A 17,350-nucleotide genomic window follows, 5' to 3' on the forward strand; every position below is an offset into this window, starting at 1 on the left:
CCCAGGAGTGATGGATGCCTACTCGACCAATCTGCCTACTGCGGCAGACGATGGACCTACCTCGCTGCATTGCAGCAACCTCACCTCTTGGCACACTTCGCTGCGCCAGACTTCGCCCGTCTCTTTTCCCTGGAAAGAGACGGGCGCTCATACCATTGCTGCAAGCCACGTCGTACATGGCATTGCCGCAACTCTACTCGTGACAATCGGACTGACAAATCCGATTTGTCGGCATCCGCAACGATACAGGCACCGGTGCCGCAGCCTACGGAAGGGCTGCACCTGACTGACAGTCAGGCATGCACCAGGTGTCCAGGTCTTTGCTTTCTCCCACCCAGGATCTCCAGGTGCCGAACTCGTCAGTCGGCATAGCCTTCACCCGCCCGCATTTTCGGATGCGCCAAGGAGGCCAGATTCATGGGGTCATGCCCTCGCTCCCGGTCATAAGGAGCCGTTCGGTCCGCGTCAGTGAACACCTCACAGGCCGCAGGGGCCTTGATCCCTGATAACACTCAACACCCGTGGCGGGGCTACGTGAGGACGACCAGCAATGAACGAGGAGAGGGCCCATGCAGCAGTTAGTTCCGAAGCTTGAACTACCACAACCACCTCGACCGCTGATTGAGTCGAATCCTGTGGCCCAGCCTTATCCGGTGCAGGCATTGGGAGGGATTCTTGGACCTGCGGTCGAGCGCATGGCCGAGGTGATCGGCGTGCCCCAGGCACTGGCCGCTCAATCGGTGTTGGCTGCCTCGGCGCTGGCCACTCAAGGACATGCGGGTTTACAGCTCGACGGGAGAAATTACCCTCTGTCGCTGTACCTGATTACGGTGGCCGCGTCCGGCGACCGCAAAACAGCGGCGGATCGATGTGCATTGCTGCCTGCCCGGCAGTGGGAGCGTGAACAGTGGCAGCGTTACCGAGAACAGCTTGCACGGCACCGTGTTGCACAGCGGGAAGCGCAGCGTATCAAGCCTGCCGATTCTGAGCCCGCGAACGGGGTGCCACGCGAAGCGGAGCCTTCAGCCCCGAGGCTGATCACCACGGACCCGACTATCGAGGCGCTGATCAAGGGGCTCTGTCATGACTTGCCCAGCATGGGTCTGTTCTGCGATGAAGGAGGACAATTCCTCGGTAGCAGCACCATGAGTCGGGATAACCGTTTGAAAGCGGTCACGACCTTGTCGTCACTCTGGGATGGCAGTCCGATTGATCGTGCGCGCTCTATGGCCGGGGAAAGCTTACGGGCCTATGACAGGCGTTTGAGTCTGCACTTGATGCTGCAACCGTACTTGGCGATGCAGTTGCTCAGCGATCCTTTGCTGCAGGGGCAAGGCATCCTTGGTCGCTGCCTGATGACCTGGCCCATCAGCCTTGCCGGACAACGTAGCTATCAGTCTGTCGACTTGTCCAAAGATCCTGCCCTGAAGCGATATCACCACCGCCTTTCGGCACTGTTTCATCAGCCATGGTCACTTTCGGCTGACGGTGCTCTGTTGCTTTCAACGCTGAGCCTCAGTGCATTGGCTCGTCGTCGCTGGATTGATCTGCATGACGCTATCGAAGCTCAACTGGGTGAGTTTGGCGAGCTGGCCAATGTGCGGCCCAGTGGATCAAAGGCAGCCGACAACCTGTTGCGCATCGCCGGCATCCTAGCAGTTGTAGAGGAGAGCAGTGTCGTGGAGGTTGATCATATCCAGCGGGCCTCGACCTTGATGGGCTACTACCTCACCGAGATTCAGCGTCTGAGCGAACACGAGCCGGTGTGCCAGATAAAGGAAGAGGCTGATCGGTTGCTGCGCTGGCTACAGGTCAAAGATTGGAAGCGCTTCAGTATTCGGGAACTAAATCGCAACGGCCCCCGTTTTGCCCGTAAGAGCAGCCGTCATGCCGCCAAGCTGCTGGTCGAGTTGATTGATCATCAGTGGTTGATCACCGATGGCCACACCTTCGAGGTGCGCCATGTTTAATCTTGATGAAGCGCTGCGCAACCATCTGGCTCAGCGTCAAAAGAAGCCCTCACACGACTCATCTGCTCCAAGATTCCCTGACGTTCGAGTCCTCTCAAAAGCTCCATCCATTCCATCGACATGATGGAGACATACGGACGTTTTCCGAAAAGGGGGAACACGTGGCGTTCCAAGGCTCCAAGTACTCTCTTCGCTGTGCCGACATCCCAGCCACCCAAGCGAGACGTATGCCATTCGCGAGCCAAGGCTTCAAAGGTTTCGTTTGCTGCTGCTGCCTCCGCAGCTTTTCTAGCTTTATTGGCGGCTAATGGATTTTTGCCTTCTGCTGCATCCGATTTCAATTCGGCTGCCTTTTGCCGGGCAAGGGCGCCGCTGACTTCTGGGTAACCGCCAAGCCCGAGCCACGACCATTTGCCGTCTGGCTTCTTATAGCGTAACTCCCACGATTTTTGCCCGTTAGGCTTTACTCTGAAATACAGCCCCGAGCCGTCTAGCTCGCGGTACGCACCCGTTTCAGGAGCGAGATTGCCTAGTGTGGTATCGGAGAGAGGACGGCGTTTAATATCGCTGCGCTTCATCCGTGTATGCCTCCAGTTCAATTTATATTGAGGCATACATGGAGGCATACAGGATGTGAAGGATGCGGGTGGATCAGCTTGGCCGTCCAGAAACAAGAAAGCCCGCACTAGGCGGGCTTCTTGAGGTGATTCATAGACTGCTGTAGACATCTATGGATCGGTACTTGGTGGCTACACAGGGACTTGAACCCCGGACCCCAGCATTATGAATGCTATGCTCTAACCAACTGAGCTATGTAGCCAAGTGGCGCGCATTATTCGCGTAGAACGGGAATGCGTCAAGCACTTTTGTTGAAAATTTTTCTACGCTTTCAACTGTTTAACTGAAATCAGGCTAATCGGCGACGAGTGGTTAGGTGCGTACCGGTTTTGCAGCGGTCATGAGCCATTGTCGCAGCGGGCTGGCTCGCGATGGCGTTGGTTCAGTCGGCAGAGGTGCTGGCTGACACCACGCTATCGCGAGCAATCCCGCTCCCACATTGGGTGGGTGGCGCTTTGCAGGCTGTGTTATTGGCGCGGGTGCAGGCTGTCAATCGAGCCGTTAATCACGGTCTTGGCCATTTCCAGCAAGTGCCACACGGCGTGAATTTTTGCGCGGTCGTGGGGTTGCAGGTGGTCGCCGCAGCCCAGCACGGTGGCGCAGGCGCTGTGGATCAGGTGGGAGAGGTAGAGCTGGGCGTCTTCGAAGCTGAGGTTTTCGTTGACGACGAGGCAATCTGTGGGTGGAAGCGATGTGTTCATGGTGTAACTCCAGTTTATGAACGAAGTTGGCACCTATTGATTTCCGGCTGCTAAACCCAGGCCGCTTGATAAGTGGCGGGGCGAAATTAATCAGCTAACTGAGTGAGAGCAAGCCCAAAAGGTTGTTCAGGAAACGTCCTGCAATTTAAACGGACACGCCCTACTGGCCCTTTACAAAACAGGGTGCGATGCGAGCAACTCTGTGTGTCAGGCCTTCCGAGTTGATTCTATCGCGAGCAAGCTCGCTCTCACATAAGGCTCCCACATTCGATTTCGGCGAGGGCGTCGCGGCGTTGCCGGGGGGCTTGTACGGGCGCTGATCGTTCTTGCTGTCACACACAAAAGAGGTGATTCGGTTGGGCAGATATCCCTGCCGCCCAACGGTTTCCCCTTTACAGGGGCTTACGGTTACAACGGGTTGTGCGTGACGCGTTTAAGGTGTTCGCGCGCGCGCGACAGGCGTGAGCGAACGGTGCCGATAGGGATGTCCAAGGCGTCGGCAGTGTCCTGATAGCTGCCGTCGGTCTCCAACGAGGCATATAGCGTTTTACGCATTTCTACCGGCAAGTCGTCGATGGCCGTCAGGGTTTTTTCCAGGCGGCGATTGATCTCGAACGCCCAATCCAGGTTGTTGTTTTCCTCTTGGCCATGCCACAGCGACTCATCGAATTCGCAATGCACCGGTTTGGCATACATGCGCCGAAAATGGTTGCGGACCAGGTTCTGTGCAATGCCGCACATCCAGGTACTGAGGGTCGCTTGGCCACTGAAGCGCTCCCGGTTACGCCAGGCCTCCAGGTAGGTCAGTTGCAGGATGTCATCCGCATCTTCGGGGTTGAGTACGCGTTTATGAATAAAACGACGAAGCTTTTTCTGCTGGTCGTCGGTCAGTTGGAGCATGAATTGAGGCGAGCTGCGACGAGGTGAGCCAGAGTTTCAATAGGAATATTCATATTTTTTCCTTAAGGAAGACGCAGTCGAACTGGTGTCGACGTCAAGCCTTTTGCACTGGCTGTGCCAAGCAGAAAAATAAGAACAAGTTATTGATTTATATAGTTAAATCATTTTGTTAAGCGCGCTTTTTACGCAGTAATCTGCAAAATCAAGCCACGCTCTGTGCGGGTTTTTTCAATTTTTCGATCAGCGCCATTTCGATGGAACCAGTGACGTAGGTCTTGCCACATAGGGAAACATTCACCCCGGTAGTGGCATGCCCATGAAAGTCGAATCCATCAACGATGTGCACTCTATCCAGCGCTTGGATCAACCCACTGTTGCAGTTGCCCCCGCGCCCACGCCGAAGATTGATGACGTTGCTCATATCTTCAGTCAGGAAGTTGAAGCCAACAATCGGGTGCTGACGCAGCGGTCGCTGGGCGTGCGTGTGCCCCCCACCGAGCAGCTCGCGCAACTCTATGAACAGTTGGGGCACCCGGCCCAGACGACGTTGTCGTCGATTTCCCGGCAGATCAGGATGCAGTTGCTGCAGCTTCCCACTGTCGACAAGTTGATGGACCTCACCGGGGGTGATCCTGCGCGTGCGTTTGTGGTGCTCAAGCATGTGGCGGCACAGGCGGACAGCGAGGTGCGCCCGTCCGAAGCGGCCCTGGCGCGTGATGCCATCGCCAAGCTGGAGGTGCGTTTCCAGGGGGAGATCCAGGCGGGCCTCAATATCGCTGTGGCGTTGCAGGCCGCGGGTGTCGACCCGCAAGAGCGCCAGGCGTTACGCGTGCTCTATTACTCCAGCGTGGTCACACGGCAATCGTTGGCAACGATGATGCAGGCTTTGCTGGGCGTGTACGGCGGCGGGGAGTTTTCCAAAGGGCTCAATGTGATGAGTAAAGCCCTGGCGGACGACATAGCGGCGCATGTCTCTTCAGTCCCCTCGGCGCTGTTGCGCACTCTGTTGCTGGGCCTGCAAAGCTGCGGGCAGTTGAACTCGGTGTTGACCAATTGCAACGGCGTGATCCAGCGCCTGCATATCGAGCAAGACGCAGTGGGCCTGCTGCAACGCATGCTGGGTTACGCAGGCTCCGGGATTGCGGCGGCTGAAGTGCTGCGCTTGACGGAGGATCTTGGCGGCCGCGCGTCGCCGCGCAACTTGACGATCCTCAATGCGCTTTACCCGCTGATCCAGACGTTGCCCCAGGCGGTGTGGCCTGACAGCCGAATGCGTCAGGACGCACTGCATGCCTTTTTGGTGGTGATGGATGAGCTTGCCCGTATCGAACGCGGCCCTGCAGGCATTGCCGTTGCATTGAGGACCCTGGCGTGACCGCATTGTCGGCCATCAACAACGTCTTGCTCAAGGTCGCGCAGCGTGCCGAAGTGCTCGGCGCCGTGGTGGTCATGGGCATTGTGTTCATCTTTATTGTGCCGCTGCCCACCTGGCTGGTCGACATCCTGATTGCGATCAACATCTGCATATCCTGCCTGTTGATCGTACTGGCGCTGTACTTGCCGGGGCCGTTGGCGTTCTCCTCGTTCCCGTCGATTCTGTTGTTGACCACCATGTTTCGCCTGGCGCTGTCGATCGCCACGACGCGCCTGATCCTGTTGGAACAGGACGCCGGCGACATCGTTGAGGCATTCGGTAATTTCGTGGTGGGCGGCAACCTGGCGGTGGGCATGGTGATCTTTCTGATCCTCACCCTGGTCAACTTTCTGGTGATCACCAAGGGCTCGGAGCGCGTCGCCGAAGTGGCGGCACGCTTCAGCCTGGATGCGATGCCAGGCAAACAAATGTCTATCGACAGCGACTTGCGTGCCGGCCTGATCGACGGCATTCAAGCGCGCGACAAGCGCGAGCAGTTGTCCCGCGAGAGCCAATTATTCGGTGCCATGGACGGCGCCATGAAGTTCGTCAAAGGTGACGCTATCGCCGGTTTGATCATCGTCGTGGTCAACCTGTTGGGTGGTTTTACCACGGGCATGTTCCAGCACGGCTTGAGCGCTGCCGATTCGATGGCGCTGTATTCGGTGCTGACGATTGGTGACGGCCTGATTGCACAAATTCCCGCACTGCTGATCTCACTGACCGCCGGCATGATCATCACCCGTGTGGCCCCGGAAGGGCGCAAAGGCGCGACCAACATGGGGGCCGAGATTGCTCGGCAAATGACCAGTGAGCCCAAGAGCTGGATGATTGCCTCGGTCGGCATGCTCGCCTTCGCGTTGGTGCCCGGCATGCCTACCGTGGTGTTTGTGATGATCGCGATGGTGACCGGCGGCCTGGGTTATTACCTTGCGCGTGAGCGTCAGCGGGCAGAGAAACCCGAGGTTGAAGACGCCGATGCCGTTCGCCCGGAAGATAATGGCAATGAGGACCTGCGCGGGTTCGACCCGTCGCGGCCTTACCTGTTGCAGTTCCCCCAGGCGTTGCGTGGCACGCCTGAAGTGACGGACCTGATTCGCGGGATTCGCCAGGCGCGTAACGCGATGGTCGCCAACATTGGTTTGACGTTACCGCCGTTCGAAGTGGAACTGGATGATTCGCTGGACGATGATGAAATGCGCTTCTGCGTGCATGAAGTGCCGATGGTCAAGGCGTCTGTCGTCAGCTACCTGGCGGTGGCGCGTAAATCGTTTACGGTCGAGCCTGAGCACGCGCTGCCGGGGTTGGCTGAGCGCGATGAACAGAATTTAGTCTGGTTGGCCGCTGATGATCCGCTGCTCGATGACCCGCAGTTGGAGCGCTTCACCGCGACGGACCTGATCCTTGATCGCATGAAGCAGGCAATGATGCTCAGCGGGCCGCAGTTCCTCGGTATCCAGGAAAGCAAATCAATCCTCAGTTGGCTGGAGCATAACCAGCCGGAGCTGGTTCAAGAACTGTTACGAATCATGCCGCTTTCGCGGTTTTCTGCGGTATTGCAGCGCCTCGCCGGTGAAGGCGTGCCGTTGCGCGCCGTGCGGCTGATTGTCGAGTCGCTGATCGAGTATGGCCAGCATGAACGTGAGCCGGACGCGTTGGCCGACTATGCACGTATTGCGCTCAAGGCGCAGATCTTCCACCAGTACAGCGAAGCCGATGGCTTGCATGCCTGGTTGTTGTCGCCGCAGACCGAGAACATCTTGCGCGAAGCGTTGCGCCAGACCCAGACCGGCGTGTTCTTTGCCCTCGACACTGAAAGCAGCGCGGCGCTGATCAACCTCCTCAACCAGGCCTTTACCTTACGCGCCAAGCTCAAAAGCGTGATGTTGGTCGCGCAAGACCTGCGTAGCCCGCTGCGCGCGCTGTTGCTGGAAGAGTTCAACCATGTCCCGGTGCTGTCCTTTGCGGAGTTGGGCAGTACGTCCAAAGTGAAAGTGCTCGGGCGTTTTGACCTTGGCCAGGATGAACTGATGCGTGGTGCGGTGGCATGAATATTCAGCCAGTTTCAGCCTACGGGAGTGCTCGATGATGTTTGAGTTGAGAGTGCTGAGCGGCCTGCATCAAGGGGCTGCGCTGCCGCTTTTTGGTGAGCAGTGGAGCATCGGTGCGCACCCTGACGCTGACTTGATGCTGAATGATCCGGGCATCGCCGAGCACCATGCGCGGTTGCGCCTGGTTGACTCGAACTGGTCAGTGCAGGCCGAAGCCGGGCTGTTGCAAGGTGCCGAGGGTCAAGTGCTGGCCCAGATCGCGAGCTTGGCGCTGAACGTGCCGTTTTCGGTGGGGGCCATCCAACTCTGCGTCACCCTGGCCGATCAGCCCTGGCCCCAGGCACCGGCTCCGGTTGATGCGCCTGCCGTTGCGCCACGGGCTCTGCCACGTGAGGCGCCGAGCGCGCTGCGCTTATCGTCGATCACGCACTCGCAGCAAAAACGTCTGATCAGCGTGGCGCTGGTGGTGGTGGCCATCCTCGTGTTGGTGGGCCTGACCTCCACCGGGGAGCGTGAGGCCCAAGCCTCGTTAATGCCGGCCGTAGCGACCAAGCATGAACTGATCTCGCCGTCTGAAGTGCGCCAGCAGTTGTTAAAGATGCTCATTGAGCGGGAGTTGGCCCAACGGGTCAGCTTGCAGGTGATCAATGGTCAGGTCGCGCTCAACGGCGACGTTTCCCAAGACGACGTTGAACTGGTAACGCGCATGCTCAACCGCTTCGGCGAACAGTTTGACAGCGCCGTGCCGGTGATCAGCCGTGTGCGCGTAAACGACGGCGTATTGCCGTTCAAAATTGTACAGATCGTGGGTGGACCGAACGGCCACGTGGTGCTGGAAGAGGGTAGCCGGTTGTTTGTAGGTGATGAAGTGGATGGCATACGCCTGGTGCTGATCGACAACAGCAAAGTGGTCTTCGACGGCGCGCAGCGGTATGAGGTGCGCTGGTGAGCGAGGACCTGCAAGCACGTCTGGCTGCCTGGCAGCAACGCCAGGCCCAGTCGCTGGCCAGCATTATGCCGGTGACGATGCGCGGTCGAGTCCAGCGCGTCAACGGCATGCTGTTGCAATGCCGCCTGCCCAGCGCGCGTATCGGTGACCTGTGCCGGGTTGAAAAAACCAGCGACGATTACATGCTGGCGGAGATCATCGGTTTCGATCAGCAGGACGCCGTGCTCAGCGCCCTGGGCAACCTTGAAGGCATCCGGGTGGGCGCCAGCGTGCAGCGTCTGGGGGTGTCGCATCGGGTGCGCGTCAGTGATGAGTTGTTGGGCCAGGTGCTGGATGGTTTCGGGCGGCCGATTGCGGGCGACGGCCCGAGTGCCTTCGTGGAGGCCGACGGCCCGGACGCGAGCATGGTGTTGTGTGAGGCACCGTTGCCGACCGAGCGGCCGAGGATTAATCGCGCACTGGCCACCGGCGTGCGCTCGATTGATGGCCTGTTGACGTTGGCCGAGGGCCAGCGCGTGGGCCTGTTTGCCGGTGCCGGCTGTGGCAAGACCACCTTGCTGGCGGAGATCGCCCGAAACGTTGATTGCGATGTGATTGTGTTCGGCCTGATCGGCGAGCGTGGCCGCGAACTGCGCGAGTTCCTCGACCATGAGCTGGATGATCAGTTGCGCGCCAAGGCAGTGCTGGTCTGCGCGACGTCCGACCGCTCAAGCATGGAGCGCGCCCGCGCGGCATTCACCGCCACGGCATTGGCTGAAGGCTATCGACGCAAGGGCAAGCGGGTGTTGCTGCTGATCGATTCCTTGACCCGTTTCGCCCGTGCTCAGCGAGAAATTGGCCTGGCCGCCGGTGAACCGCTGGGGCGCGGCGGCTTGCCGCCTTCGGTGTATAGCTTGCTGCCGCGTTTGGTCGAGCGCGCCGGTTTGACCCGCGACGGCGTGATCACCGCGATCTACACCGTACTGATCGAACAGGACTCCATGAATGACCCGGTGGCCGACGAGGTTCGCTCGTTGCTCGACGGCCATATTGTGCTGTCGCGCAAGCTGGCCGAGCGCGGTCACTACCCGGCGGTGGATGTACTGGGCAGCCTTTCACGAATTCTAAGCAACGTCGCCACGCCTGAGCATATCCAGGCCGGTACGGCATTGCGGCGCCTGTTGTCGGCGTACCAGCAGATCGAGCTGATGCTCAAGTTGGGCGAGTACCAGCCTGGCAGTGACGCGCTGACCGACATGGCGGTAGACAGCCGGCAGGCGGTGGATGGCTTTCTGCGCCAGGACTTGCGTGAACCCGCGCCGATGCAGGCGACCCTGGATCAACTGATGGAGCTGACCGCGCATGTTCCTTTCTGAGTTGGAAACGCTGCGGCGTCTGCGCAAACACCGGGCAGACCGCGCTGAGCGCGCGTTGGGTGAGGCTAAAAGGCATCAGCGCGCGTTGCAGTTGCAAGTTGAGCAGGCGCAGCAAGCCCTTGAGCAAACTCGCCTGCAGGAGGCCCAGGAGGGCGCGCAGTTATTGAGCCAGCACCAAGGGCAAGTGATCTCGTTCAAGCAGCTCAAATCGTGGAACACCCAGGAGCGCTCGTTGTGCGCCAGTACGCAGCGCGAAGAAGCGCAGTTGCATGAGTTACATGGCCAGCAGGAGCAGCAAGTGATCCACATCGACGGTGTGCAGAGGCAGGTCACCCAACGTTTGCGCGAAGTTGAAAAGCTTTTGGAATTATCCCGTCTACTGGTACAGGAAGAAACATGAAGCAGGTGCCTGTGAGCAAGTCTGAACGGCCCCGTGTGCGCGAGCTATGGGAAGACGCTGAAGTGGGCAGTGGGGCGCCGGCGTCCCTGGAACAAAGGCGCTTGTTTGTCCAACTGTTTGCTAAAAGTGATGATCAAGGCGGTTACGTTTCCACGTTGCCTGGCCTGATGGCGTCACCTGATCGGGTGATGCTTGAGGCGTTGGCCGGGCAACTGACGACGCGAATCCACGGCGCCGCGCAATGGCCCTTGCTGGTGGCGCTTTACCTGCCGCGGCTGGGGCGAATCAACGCCAGTGTGCGTAAGGAACCCGGCACCTGGAGCGTCGAGCTGGAGGCTGAAGAAGAGCGCACCGCGCAGTGGCTCAGCCGTCAGCACAAACGCTGCCAGGACACGCTGACCGAGGCTTTGGGGCAGCCTGTCGACGTTCATATCAGGCACGCGAACCCAGCATGATCATGTCAGTTTTAACCTTGCCATTGGTCGATGCCGGAAGGGTTGCCGCGTTACAGCGGTTGGGGCGCGGTTTACGCATGCCGTTCCAGGTTGCGGATCAGCCGGGTGAATTGTTGCTTGAGCCCGGCCGTGCTCCTGCGAACGCAAAACCTATGTGTTTCGAGAGCGCCATCGGTGTGCTGGCATTCGCCGAACCCGGGCCGATGTTCAGCCTGATGGGCGAATGCCCGGTCACCCTGGCAGAGGCCAGCAACTCCCCGACGTCCTGGTTCTGGGAGCTGTTTCTGCATCACTTGAGCCCGCAGTTGTTAGCGCTGTTCGGTTACCTGCGATTGCTGCCGGCCCCCACAAAGCTGGGCTTTGGATGTCGCTTAACCGTGACGCTGGGCGCCTCCAGGGTCGCAGGTTACGTGTGGATGGCGCCCCAGACGTTGTTGGCGATGTGCGCGGCCGGCCAATGGCAGCGTATGGCCGGCCCGTTACCGCTGTCGTTTCCGTTGGCAATCGTCGTGACCTTGGGCCGCTTGAGCCTGCACGTCGAGCAACTGCGCGGTTTGCGTGCCGGCGATGTAGTGATGCTTGAACAGCCTTTTTTCGACGCGCAGGGCCATGGCCATTTGCGTATCGCCAACCATCGTCTGCAAGGGCGCATTGACGATGAATCCGGGCCGTTATGCCTGAACCTTATTTCGATCGAGGAAACCTCCGTGGACGAAGATTTTGTAATAGAAGAATACCCAGGGCCTGAGCTTGATCACCCGGTGGTGGATGCGTTCGGCCAGGAGCCCTTCGATGAGTTGAGCATGGCGCTGACCGTGCGCTGCGGCCTGATGAGCCTGACCCTTGGCGAGCTGCGCAACCTGGTGCCCGGTGCGGTGTTGGGTATCACTGGCTATGCCCCCGGCATGGCTGGCTTGTATTACGGTGAACGGCCTATTGGTCAGGGGCAGTTGGTGGAAGTGGATGGCCGACTCGGCCTGCAAATGTCTCGCGTGGTTTTCTCCCGATGATATTTCAGGGCATCGACCCGGTAATCCTGGCGCTGTTCTTCGGGGCAATGTCGTTGATGCCGATGCTGTTGATCATCTGCACGGCGTTCTTGAAGATCGTCATTGTGCTGATGATCACCCGCAACGCGATCGGCGTTCAGCAAGTGCCGCCGAGCATGGCGATCAACGGAATCGCACTGGCGGCGACGCTGTTTATCATGGCGCCGGTGGGTTACCAGATTGCCCAGCAGCTCAAGGTGTCGCCGCTGGACATGAGCAGTGTGCAAACGCTGCAAGAGACCGGGCTTGGGGCCATACAGCCGCTGCGCGCGTTCATGAAACGCAACACCGACCCGGACGTGTTGACCCACCTGCAGGAAAACAGCGCGCGTATGTGGCCGCCTGAAATGGCGCAAAGCACCCAGCGCGATGACCTGATCCTGTTGATCCCGGCCTTTGTGCTGTCGCAGTTGCAGGCGGGGTTCGAAATCGGCTTTCTGATCTACATTCCGTTCATCGTCATCGATTTGATTGTCTCCAACCTGCTCTTGGCCCTCGGTATGCAAATGGTCTCGCCGATGACCATTTCCCTGCCGCTAAAACTGCTCTTGTTCGTCATGGTCTCCGGATGGTCGCGGTTGCTCGACAGCCTTTTCCTCTCTTATCTCTGAGTGCCTTATGGAACCGATCGTACTGTTCAAACAGGGCATGCTGCTGGTCGTCGTATTGTCGGCACCGCCGCTGATCGTGGCGGTAATCGTCGGCGTGCTGACGTCCCTGATTCAAGCCCTGATGCAGATACAGGACCAGACACTGCCCTTTGGCATCAAGCTGGTGGCGGTGGGCATCACCCTGATCTTGACGGGTCGCTGGATCGGCGTGGAGTTGATTCAACTGATCAACCTGATGTTCGACATGATTGCCCGTTCGGCGCTGAACTGAGGGCTTGCACGTGCTGCCTTATCTTGAGTTATTGCCGAGCCTGCTGATTGCCATGGCGCGTATTTATCCTTGTGCCATTCTGGTGCCGGCGTTCTGCTTCCAACATTTACGCGGCATGCTCAGGCACGTCATCGTGATGGTCATGGCCTTGATCCCGGCGCCAGGTATCCATGCGGTACTGGTAGCCCATGACTACTCCGCGCTGATGATAACCGGGCTGATGTTCAAGGAAGCGGCACTGGGCTTATTGCTGGGCGTGTTGTTGGCCATGCCGTTCTGGATGTTCGAGTCAGTCGGCGCGCTTCTGGATAACCAGCGTGGCGCCTTGGCAGGTGGCCAACTCAACCCGTCATTGGGGCCGGACGCGACGCCCATCGGGCACCTGTTCAAACAATTGGTGATTTACTTGCTGATCGCTTTTCTGGGCCTGAGCGTGCTGACCCAAGTGATCTGGGACAGTTACGTGATCTGGCCGGCGACGGCCTGGATACCGCTGCCGGCAATCAATGGCTTCAGTATTTTCGTGGGCATCATTGGCGACACCTTTTCCCACATGATGCTTTACGCCGCGCCCTTTATTGCCGTGCTGTTGTTTCTGGAGTTCGGTGTCGCGCTACTCGGCGTCTACAGCCAGCAATTGCAGGTGAGTACGCTGGCGCCACCGCTCAAGTCGCTGGCGGGCATTGGTATTTTGCTGCTGTACTTTGCCTTGCTTCAGGACCTGATGGTCGGGCGCTTGAGCCTGTTGAGCGACCTTAAACACTCATTGGGGTTGATGTTCGAGGTCTCGACGCCATGAGTGACTCGGGCGAAAAAAAGCACCCGGCTTCTGCCAAAAAGCTGCGCGATCAACGCAAAAAAGGCCAGGTCTCGCAAAGCCAGGACGTGGGCAAATTAATGGTGCTGACGGCGATCAGTGAGATTGCTTTGTTTACGGCCGAAACCAGTATGCAACGCTTCCAGCAACTAATGGTGTTGCCCATGTCGAGCATGGGCCAGCCCTTCGTACACGCGCTGGAAACGGTGCTGTTTGAAGGCATGCTGGTGTTTTTAGCGTTCGCGCTGTTGATGGTTGGCGTCGCAGTCATGATGAAGCTGATCAGCAGTTGGATGCAGATCGGGTTTCTGTTGGCCCCGGACACCTTGAAGCTTGACTTCAATCGCCTCAACCCGCTCAAGCAGCTCAAGCAGATGTTTTCCGTCCAATCAATAACGAATCTGTTGATGAGCGTGACCAAGGCGGTGCTCCTGGGCGTGGTGTTGTACGTGGTGATCAAGCCTGCGTTGAACGCACTGATCAACCTGGCTACCAGTGATTTGCAAACCTATGTTCTGGCGCTGATCGCCCTGTTCCGCCACTTGTTGCATGCCTGCCTTGGGCTGTTGCTGGTGCTGGCGCTGATTGACCTGGCGATGCAAAAGCACTTCTTCGCCAAGCGCATGCGCATGACCCAGGTCGAGGTCGTCAAAGAGTACAAAGACATGGAGGGCGACCCGCATGTGAAGGGCCAGCGCCGTGCGTTGGCGCAGCAATTGTCCCAGGAAGAACCGAAGGTCAAGCTGCCCAAGCTGGAAGAATCCGACATGCTGGTGATCAACCCGACGCACTTTGCCGTCGCGCTGTATTACCGCCCCGGTGAGACGCCGCTGCCCGTGCTGGTCAGCAAAGGCACGGACGCCGAGGCGCGCCAATTGATCGAGCAGGCGAAGGCGGCGCAGGTGCCGGTGATTCAGTGTGTATGGCTGGCCCGCACGCTGTACACGCACGCGCTGGGCGCCGGTATCCCGCGTGAGACCTTGCAGGCTGTGGCGCTGATCTATCGCACCTTGCGCGAGCTGGATGATGACGCCAAGCGCGAAACCCTGGAGTTGCCGGCGCTTGAGTTGCGCTGATCAGCGCCTTGCGCGTACGTCCAGGGCTTCAAGACCTGCCAGCGAAAGCATGCGGCTGAGCGTCTTGTCGAGCGCCGCGTGCGATGCCGGCAGCGCCTGCCAGATCACCAGGCTGCCCTGGGCGTCGAGGTAGATAAAACTGCCGTCGAACAGCAAGGCCTGCTCGAAGCGTCGCTCAAGCACGCGCTGCAACTGCCCGGTGTGTAACCGTTCACGCGCGATGTTCAAGGCCAGCCCCGAGCACTTGCCCGCGTGCAGTGCGTGCACCTTAACCCCGTGAGCGAGGGACAGGTGAGCGGCAGTGCCGCTCACCAGGTTGTCCAGAAACACCCGACGTTGATCGTTGAACGCTTCTGGAAGACTCATTGTTCCAGGGATATCGTCTGGTAGTCCGCTCGCTCCCCGGAGGGGCCTGGCTCGACCCGCGTTTGCGGCGGCCACCAGATCACCATGGTGTTTTTGCTCGATTGTGGGCGTGAGCAGGAGTCACCCTTGCACGTGGGGGTGCAGCCGGCGACGAGCATTACTGCGCTGATCAGGGTGACGCACAACACGCGGTGTTTCATGGCGTAGCCTTCTGAGCTGGAGTGATCAAGGAGGGGCGGGGCACGCCGATGTGTTCATCCTTTACCACCGGACGCATGGCGATAAATACCTCGGCTTCTTCACCCGGTTTGAGCCAGGCGCGCGGCCACACCGTCACCGCCAGGGTTTGCGAGTTGCTGCATTCGTTCTCGTCGACGCGCACATTGCGCTTGATCTGATTACGTACCACCACCACCGCCACATTGAACTGCGGGCCGGCATACCACTGGCTGCGTTCGGTGTTCATGGCGAGTATTTCGCGTGTGTTGCACAAGGTCTCAAGACCCAATGGCATCGCTGCCATCTTGAATGCCGGCGGAATTTGCCCGGTCACCAGATGAGCCAGGGTGCTGGTGATGTCACTGCGTTTGATGACCGGCTGGTGTTCGGCATAACGCCTGGCCAGTGGTTTGAGTGCGGCCTGTAGCTCCAGCTGATCTTCCTGCGGCAAATAGCGTGAAGGGTCGGCTTGGTCGCCGATCACGCGCGGGGTCAGGATAAACAAGCGTTCGCGGCGATTGTTCTTGCGTTCGGTGGATGAAAACAACGCCTTGCCCAGCAGCGGTATATCCCCGAGCAGTGGAATCTTGTTGCGCTTGTCGGTGCTCTCGGTGACATGGAACCCACCGACCACCAGCGAGCGGCTTTCCGCCATGACGGCCTGAGTACTGACATTGCCACGGCGTACGTCGAGGCCCAGGCGATCCGGGTTGGACTCGTCGAAGTTACCGTCTTCAATATCCACCATGAGGTGAACTTGATGAGTGCCACGGGTGGTAATCACCCTGGGCACCACTTGCAGGCTGGTGCCGACAGTGATGGGCAGAACGGTCGCGACTTCTGTGCCTGCCGTCAGGTATTGGGTGCGATTGAAGTCAATCACTGACGGCTGGTTTTCCAGGGTGAGCACCGAGGGGTTAGACACCATGGTTGCGAGGCCGCGTTGTTCCAGTGCGCGTATCTTGGCGAAAAAACGGTCACGGTTTCCGATCGACAATTGCGATGAACTGCCCGGTGCGATTCGCGCGTCGCTGCTAAAGCGACTGTTGCCCCAGTTGACCCCGAATTCACGCAGTTCAGTGCGTTCTATATCGAGAATAATCGCGTCGATTTCCACCATTTTGCGTGCCACATCGAGCTGGGTAAGCAGCTCTCGATACATCGCGTGCCGCTCCGGCAGGTCATAAATCAGTACGGCGTTATTGCGCACATCGGCTTCGACGCGAATTCGGCCCATAGACACCGGTGCTCGCGGGCTGAGGCTTGCGCCCGTTTCCAACGGCCCCTGGTTGCCTGTCTGGCCAAGCATCTGCCCCAACATCGGGTTGCTCAACCGCGGGAAATTCGGTGTGATGGGAGAGGGCTGGGAGGCGGATGAGCGGTTTGGGCTCATGCTTGAGAGGGTGCTGGGAGAGCGCGGTTCCAACAACCCGCGCAGCATGCTCGCGACGCCTGGAATGGTTATTTTTTCACCGCGATAATCGATCTGGCGATCGCCGGCGTTGGCGAATTTCAGTGGGTAACTGAGCACGCTCTGCTTTTCGTCAGGTGATTTGCGCTGGCTGCTGAACTGCTTGATCTGGTCGATATAGCGCTTGGGGCCAGACACCAGCACCACCCCGTCATCAGGCAGCTCACCCCAACCGAAACGGCTGTCGAGCAGGCCGATGTCGGTCAGCGCGCGCTTGAGGTCGGCGACGGTCTCGGAAGAGACCTCCAGGCGCGCGGACTCTTGCAGGTCCAGGGTGCTGATATACAGGGTGTTGTTGTACAAGTACCACTGGAAGCGGTGTTCCACCCCAAGCCTGTCGAGCAACGACTGTGGAGTATTCGCGCGTATCTTGCCATTGACCGTCCCGTCCAGCAGGCCGTCGACTTGCAGTTGTGTGCCAAAGGTCTGAGCGAAGTCCTCGAGTACATCTCGCAGCGGCTTATGATTGGCCTCATAGGCGTAGGCGGTGTTTTTCCATTCCGGGGGGATCGCGGCAAGGCTGCTGTGCAGCGGCGCCAACAATAAGGGCAGGGCGAGCAGGCAACGCCAGGGCGCGCGTTTTACCAACGCCGCGGGCGCGTTTAAACGCAAGCGGGTGTGCTTGTTGATCTTGCTAGGCATGACAGGGTCTCTGTT

At 59.0% G+C, this 17,350-nt stretch carries 16 protein-coding genes, 1 tRNA gene and 2 pseudogenes; 12 read left to right on the forward strand and 7 right to left on the reverse strand.

Annotated elements, in window-relative coordinates; all coding sequences use genetic code 11:
• The first annotated feature begins 569 nt into the window (after nt 1–569).
• Nucleotides 570–1,970 (forward strand): YfjI family protein, encoded by a 1,401-nt coding sequence (locus F0169_RS04865; RefSeq protein ID WP_122249507.1) that lies wholly within the window; start codon nt 570–572, stop codon nt 1,968–1,970.
• Between the two features lie 44 nt (nt 1,971–2,014).
• Here the strand turns inward: F0169_RS04865 and F0169_RS04870 are convergent.
• The 4 genes and pseudogenes from F0169_RS04870 to F0169_RS04885 all read right to left on the reverse strand — a co-directional run.
• Nucleotides 2,015–2,548: pseudogene (locus F0169_RS04870) on the reverse strand (tyrosine-type recombinase/integrase); the annotation flags it as partial.
• Between the two features lie 165 nt (nt 2,549–2,713).
• Nucleotides 2,714–2,790 (reverse strand) — tRNA-Met (locus F0169_RS04875).
• A gap of 265 nt (nt 2,791–3,055) precedes the next feature.
• Complete coding sequence (locus F0169_RS04880; protein ID WP_152745865.1) at nt 3,056–3,289, reverse strand: hypothetical protein; 234 nt, start codon at nt 3,287–3,289, stop codon at nt 3,056–3,058.
• A 408-nt stretch (nt 3,290–3,697) separates the two neighbouring features.
• Nucleotides 3,698–4,242, reverse strand: a pseudogene (locus tag F0169_RS04885) (RNA polymerase sigma factor).
• A gap of 263 nt (nt 4,243–4,505) precedes the next feature.
• Between F0169_RS04885 and sctW the strand changes: the two are divergent.
• From sctW to sctU, 11 genes are read left to right on the forward strand one after another with little or no spacing between them, the layout of a single operon-like run.
• Nucleotides 4,506–5,564, forward strand: coding sequence for a type III secretion system gatekeeper subunit SctW (gene sctW / locus F0169_RS04890; RefSeq protein WP_152745869.1), 1,059 nt, complete (start codon nt 4,506–4,508; stop codon nt 5,562–5,564).
• Nucleotides 5,561–7,654, forward strand: coding sequence for a type III secretion system export apparatus subunit SctV (gene sctV, locus F0169_RS04895; protein WP_172979330.1), 2,094 nt, complete (start codon nt 5,561–5,563; stop codon nt 7,652–7,654). Before sctW ends, sctV begins: the two co-directional genes overlap by 4 nt.
• Nucleotides 7,655–7,691: 37 nt before the next feature.
• Nucleotides 7,692–8,603 carry an FHA domain-containing protein gene (locus tag F0169_RS04900; RefSeq protein WP_172979331.1) on the forward strand — a complete coding sequence of 304 codons (912 nt, stop codon included), beginning with the start codon at nt 7,692–7,694 and terminating at the stop codon, nt 8,601–8,603.
• A complete protein-coding gene (locus tag F0169_RS04905) occupies nt 8,600–9,958 on the forward strand; it encodes a FliI/YscN family ATPase (RefSeq protein ID WP_058411472.1) in 1,359 nt (452 codons plus the stop codon). The genes F0169_RS04900 and F0169_RS04905 overlap by 4 nt, the downstream gene beginning before the upstream one ends.
• The gene (gene sctO / locus F0169_RS04910; protein WP_099235364.1) at nt 9,945–10,358 is read left to right on the forward strand and encodes a type III secretion system stalk subunit SctO; all 414 of its coding nucleotides are present in this window, start codon (nt 9,945–9,947) and stop codon (nt 10,356–10,358) included. Before F0169_RS04905 ends, sctO begins: the two co-directional genes overlap by 14 nt.
• Nucleotides 10,355–10,813, forward strand: coding sequence for a type III secretion system HrpP C-terminal domain-containing protein (locus tag F0169_RS04915; protein WP_152745875.1), 459 nt, complete (start codon nt 10,355–10,357; stop codon nt 10,811–10,813). The genes sctO and F0169_RS04915 overlap by 4 nt, the downstream gene beginning before the upstream one ends.
• On the forward strand, nt 10,810–11,823 hold the full coding sequence (locus F0169_RS04920; protein ID WP_152745877.1) for a FliM/FliN family flagellar motor switch protein: 1,014 nt from the start codon (nt 10,810–10,812) through the stop codon (nt 11,821–11,823). The genes F0169_RS04915 and F0169_RS04920 overlap by 4 nt, the downstream gene beginning before the upstream one ends.
• A complete protein-coding gene (gene sctR, locus F0169_RS04925) occupies nt 11,820–12,473 on the forward strand; it encodes a type III secretion system export apparatus subunit SctR (RefSeq protein ID WP_058411468.1) in 654 nt (217 codons plus the stop codon). The genes F0169_RS04920 and sctR overlap by 4 nt, the downstream gene beginning before the upstream one ends.
• A 7-nt stretch (nt 12,474–12,480) precedes the next feature.
• Nucleotides 12,481–12,744 (forward strand): type III secretion system export apparatus subunit SctS, encoded by a 264-nt coding sequence (gene sctS, locus F0169_RS04930; RefSeq protein ID WP_152745879.1) that lies wholly within the window; start codon nt 12,481–12,483, stop codon nt 12,742–12,744.
• Nucleotides 12,745–12,754: 10 nt separating this feature from the next.
• Complete coding sequence (sctT, locus tag F0169_RS04935; RefSeq protein WP_172979332.1) at nt 12,755–13,543, forward strand: type III secretion system export apparatus subunit SctT; 789 nt, start codon at nt 12,755–12,757, stop codon at nt 13,541–13,543.
• A complete protein-coding gene (sctU, locus tag F0169_RS04940) occupies nt 13,540–14,637 on the forward strand; it encodes a type III secretion system export apparatus subunit SctU (protein ID WP_152745883.1) in 1,098 nt (365 codons plus the stop codon). Before sctT ends, sctU begins: the two co-directional genes overlap by 4 nt.
• On the opposite strand, the gene F0169_RS04945 is transcribed toward sctU, so the two are convergent.
• From F0169_RS04945 to sctC, 3 genes are read right to left on the reverse strand one after another with little or no spacing between them, the layout of a single operon-like run.
• Nucleotides 14,638–15,003, reverse strand: a complete 366-nt coding sequence (locus F0169_RS04945; protein WP_152745885.1) for a transcriptional regulator — start codon at nt 15,001–15,003, stop codon at nt 14,638–14,640.
• The gene (gene hrpT / locus F0169_RS04950) at nt 15,000–15,203 is read right to left on the reverse strand and encodes an HrpT family type III secretion system protein (protein ID WP_122249515.1); all 204 of its coding nucleotides are present in this window, start codon (nt 15,201–15,203) and stop codon (nt 15,000–15,002) included. The genes F0169_RS04945 and hrpT overlap by 4 nt, the downstream gene beginning before the upstream one ends.
• On the reverse strand, nt 15,200–17,335 hold the full coding sequence (sctC, locus tag F0169_RS04955; protein WP_152745887.1) for a type III secretion system outer membrane ring subunit SctC: 2,136 nt from the start codon (nt 17,333–17,335) through the stop codon (nt 15,200–15,202). The genes hrpT and sctC overlap by 4 nt, the downstream gene beginning before the upstream one ends.
• Between the last annotated feature and the right edge of the window lie 15 nt (nt 17,336–17,350).

Source organism: Pseudomonas kitaguniensis (assembly GCF_009296165.1).
GTDB lineage: Bacteria > Pseudomonadota > Gammaproteobacteria > Pseudomonadales > Pseudomonadaceae > Aquipseudomonas > Aquipseudomonas kitaguniensis.

Bases quoted from the DNA above. Each gene is read 5' to 3' on its own strand.
- F0169_RS04915 (WP_152745875.1), top strand. From the start codon at position 10,355: ATGAAGCAGGTGCCTGTGAGCAAGTCTGAACGGCCCCGTGTGCGCGAG.
- sctS (WP_152745879.1), top strand. From the start codon at position 12,481: ATGGAACCGATCGTACTGTTCAAACAGGGCATGCTGCTGGTCGTCGTA.
- F0169_RS04865 (WP_122249507.1), top strand. From the start codon at position 570: ATGCAGCAGTTAGTTCCGAAGCTTGAACTACCACAACCACCTCGACCG.
- F0169_RS04880 (WP_152745865.1), bottom strand. From the start codon at position 3,289: ATGAACACATCGCTTCCACCCACAGATTGCCTCGTCGTCAACGAAAAC.
- F0169_RS04945 (WP_152745885.1), bottom strand. From the start codon at position 15,003: ATGAGTCTTCCAGAAGCGTTCAACGATCAACGTCGGGTGTTTCTGGAC.
- sctU (WP_152745883.1), top strand. From the start codon at position 13,540: ATGAGTGACTCGGGCGAAAAAAAGCACCCGGCTTCTGCCAAAAAGCTG.
- sctW (WP_152745869.1), top strand. From the start codon at position 4,506: ATGAAAGTCGAATCCATCAACGATGTGCACTCTATCCAGCGCTTGGAT.
- F0169_RS04900 (WP_172979331.1), top strand. From the start codon at position 7,692: ATGTTTGAGTTGAGAGTGCTGAGCGGCCTGCATCAAGGGGCTGCGCTG.
- hrpT (WP_122249515.1), bottom strand. From the start codon at position 15,203: ATGAAACACCGCGTGTTGTGCGTCACCCTGATCAGCGCAGTAATGCTC.
- sctR (WP_058411468.1), top strand. From the start codon at position 11,820: ATGATATTTCAGGGCATCGACCCGGTAATCCTGGCGCTGTTCTTCGGG.
- F0169_RS04920 (WP_152745877.1), top strand. From the start codon at position 10,810: ATGATCATGTCAGTTTTAACCTTGCCATTGGTCGATGCCGGAAGGGTT.
- sctO (WP_099235364.1), top strand. From the start codon at position 9,945: ATGTTCCTTTCTGAGTTGGAAACGCTGCGGCGTCTGCGCAAACACCGG.
- sctC (WP_152745887.1), bottom strand. From the start codon at position 17,335: ATGCCTAGCAAGATCAACAAGCACACCCGCTTGCGTTTAAACGCGCCC.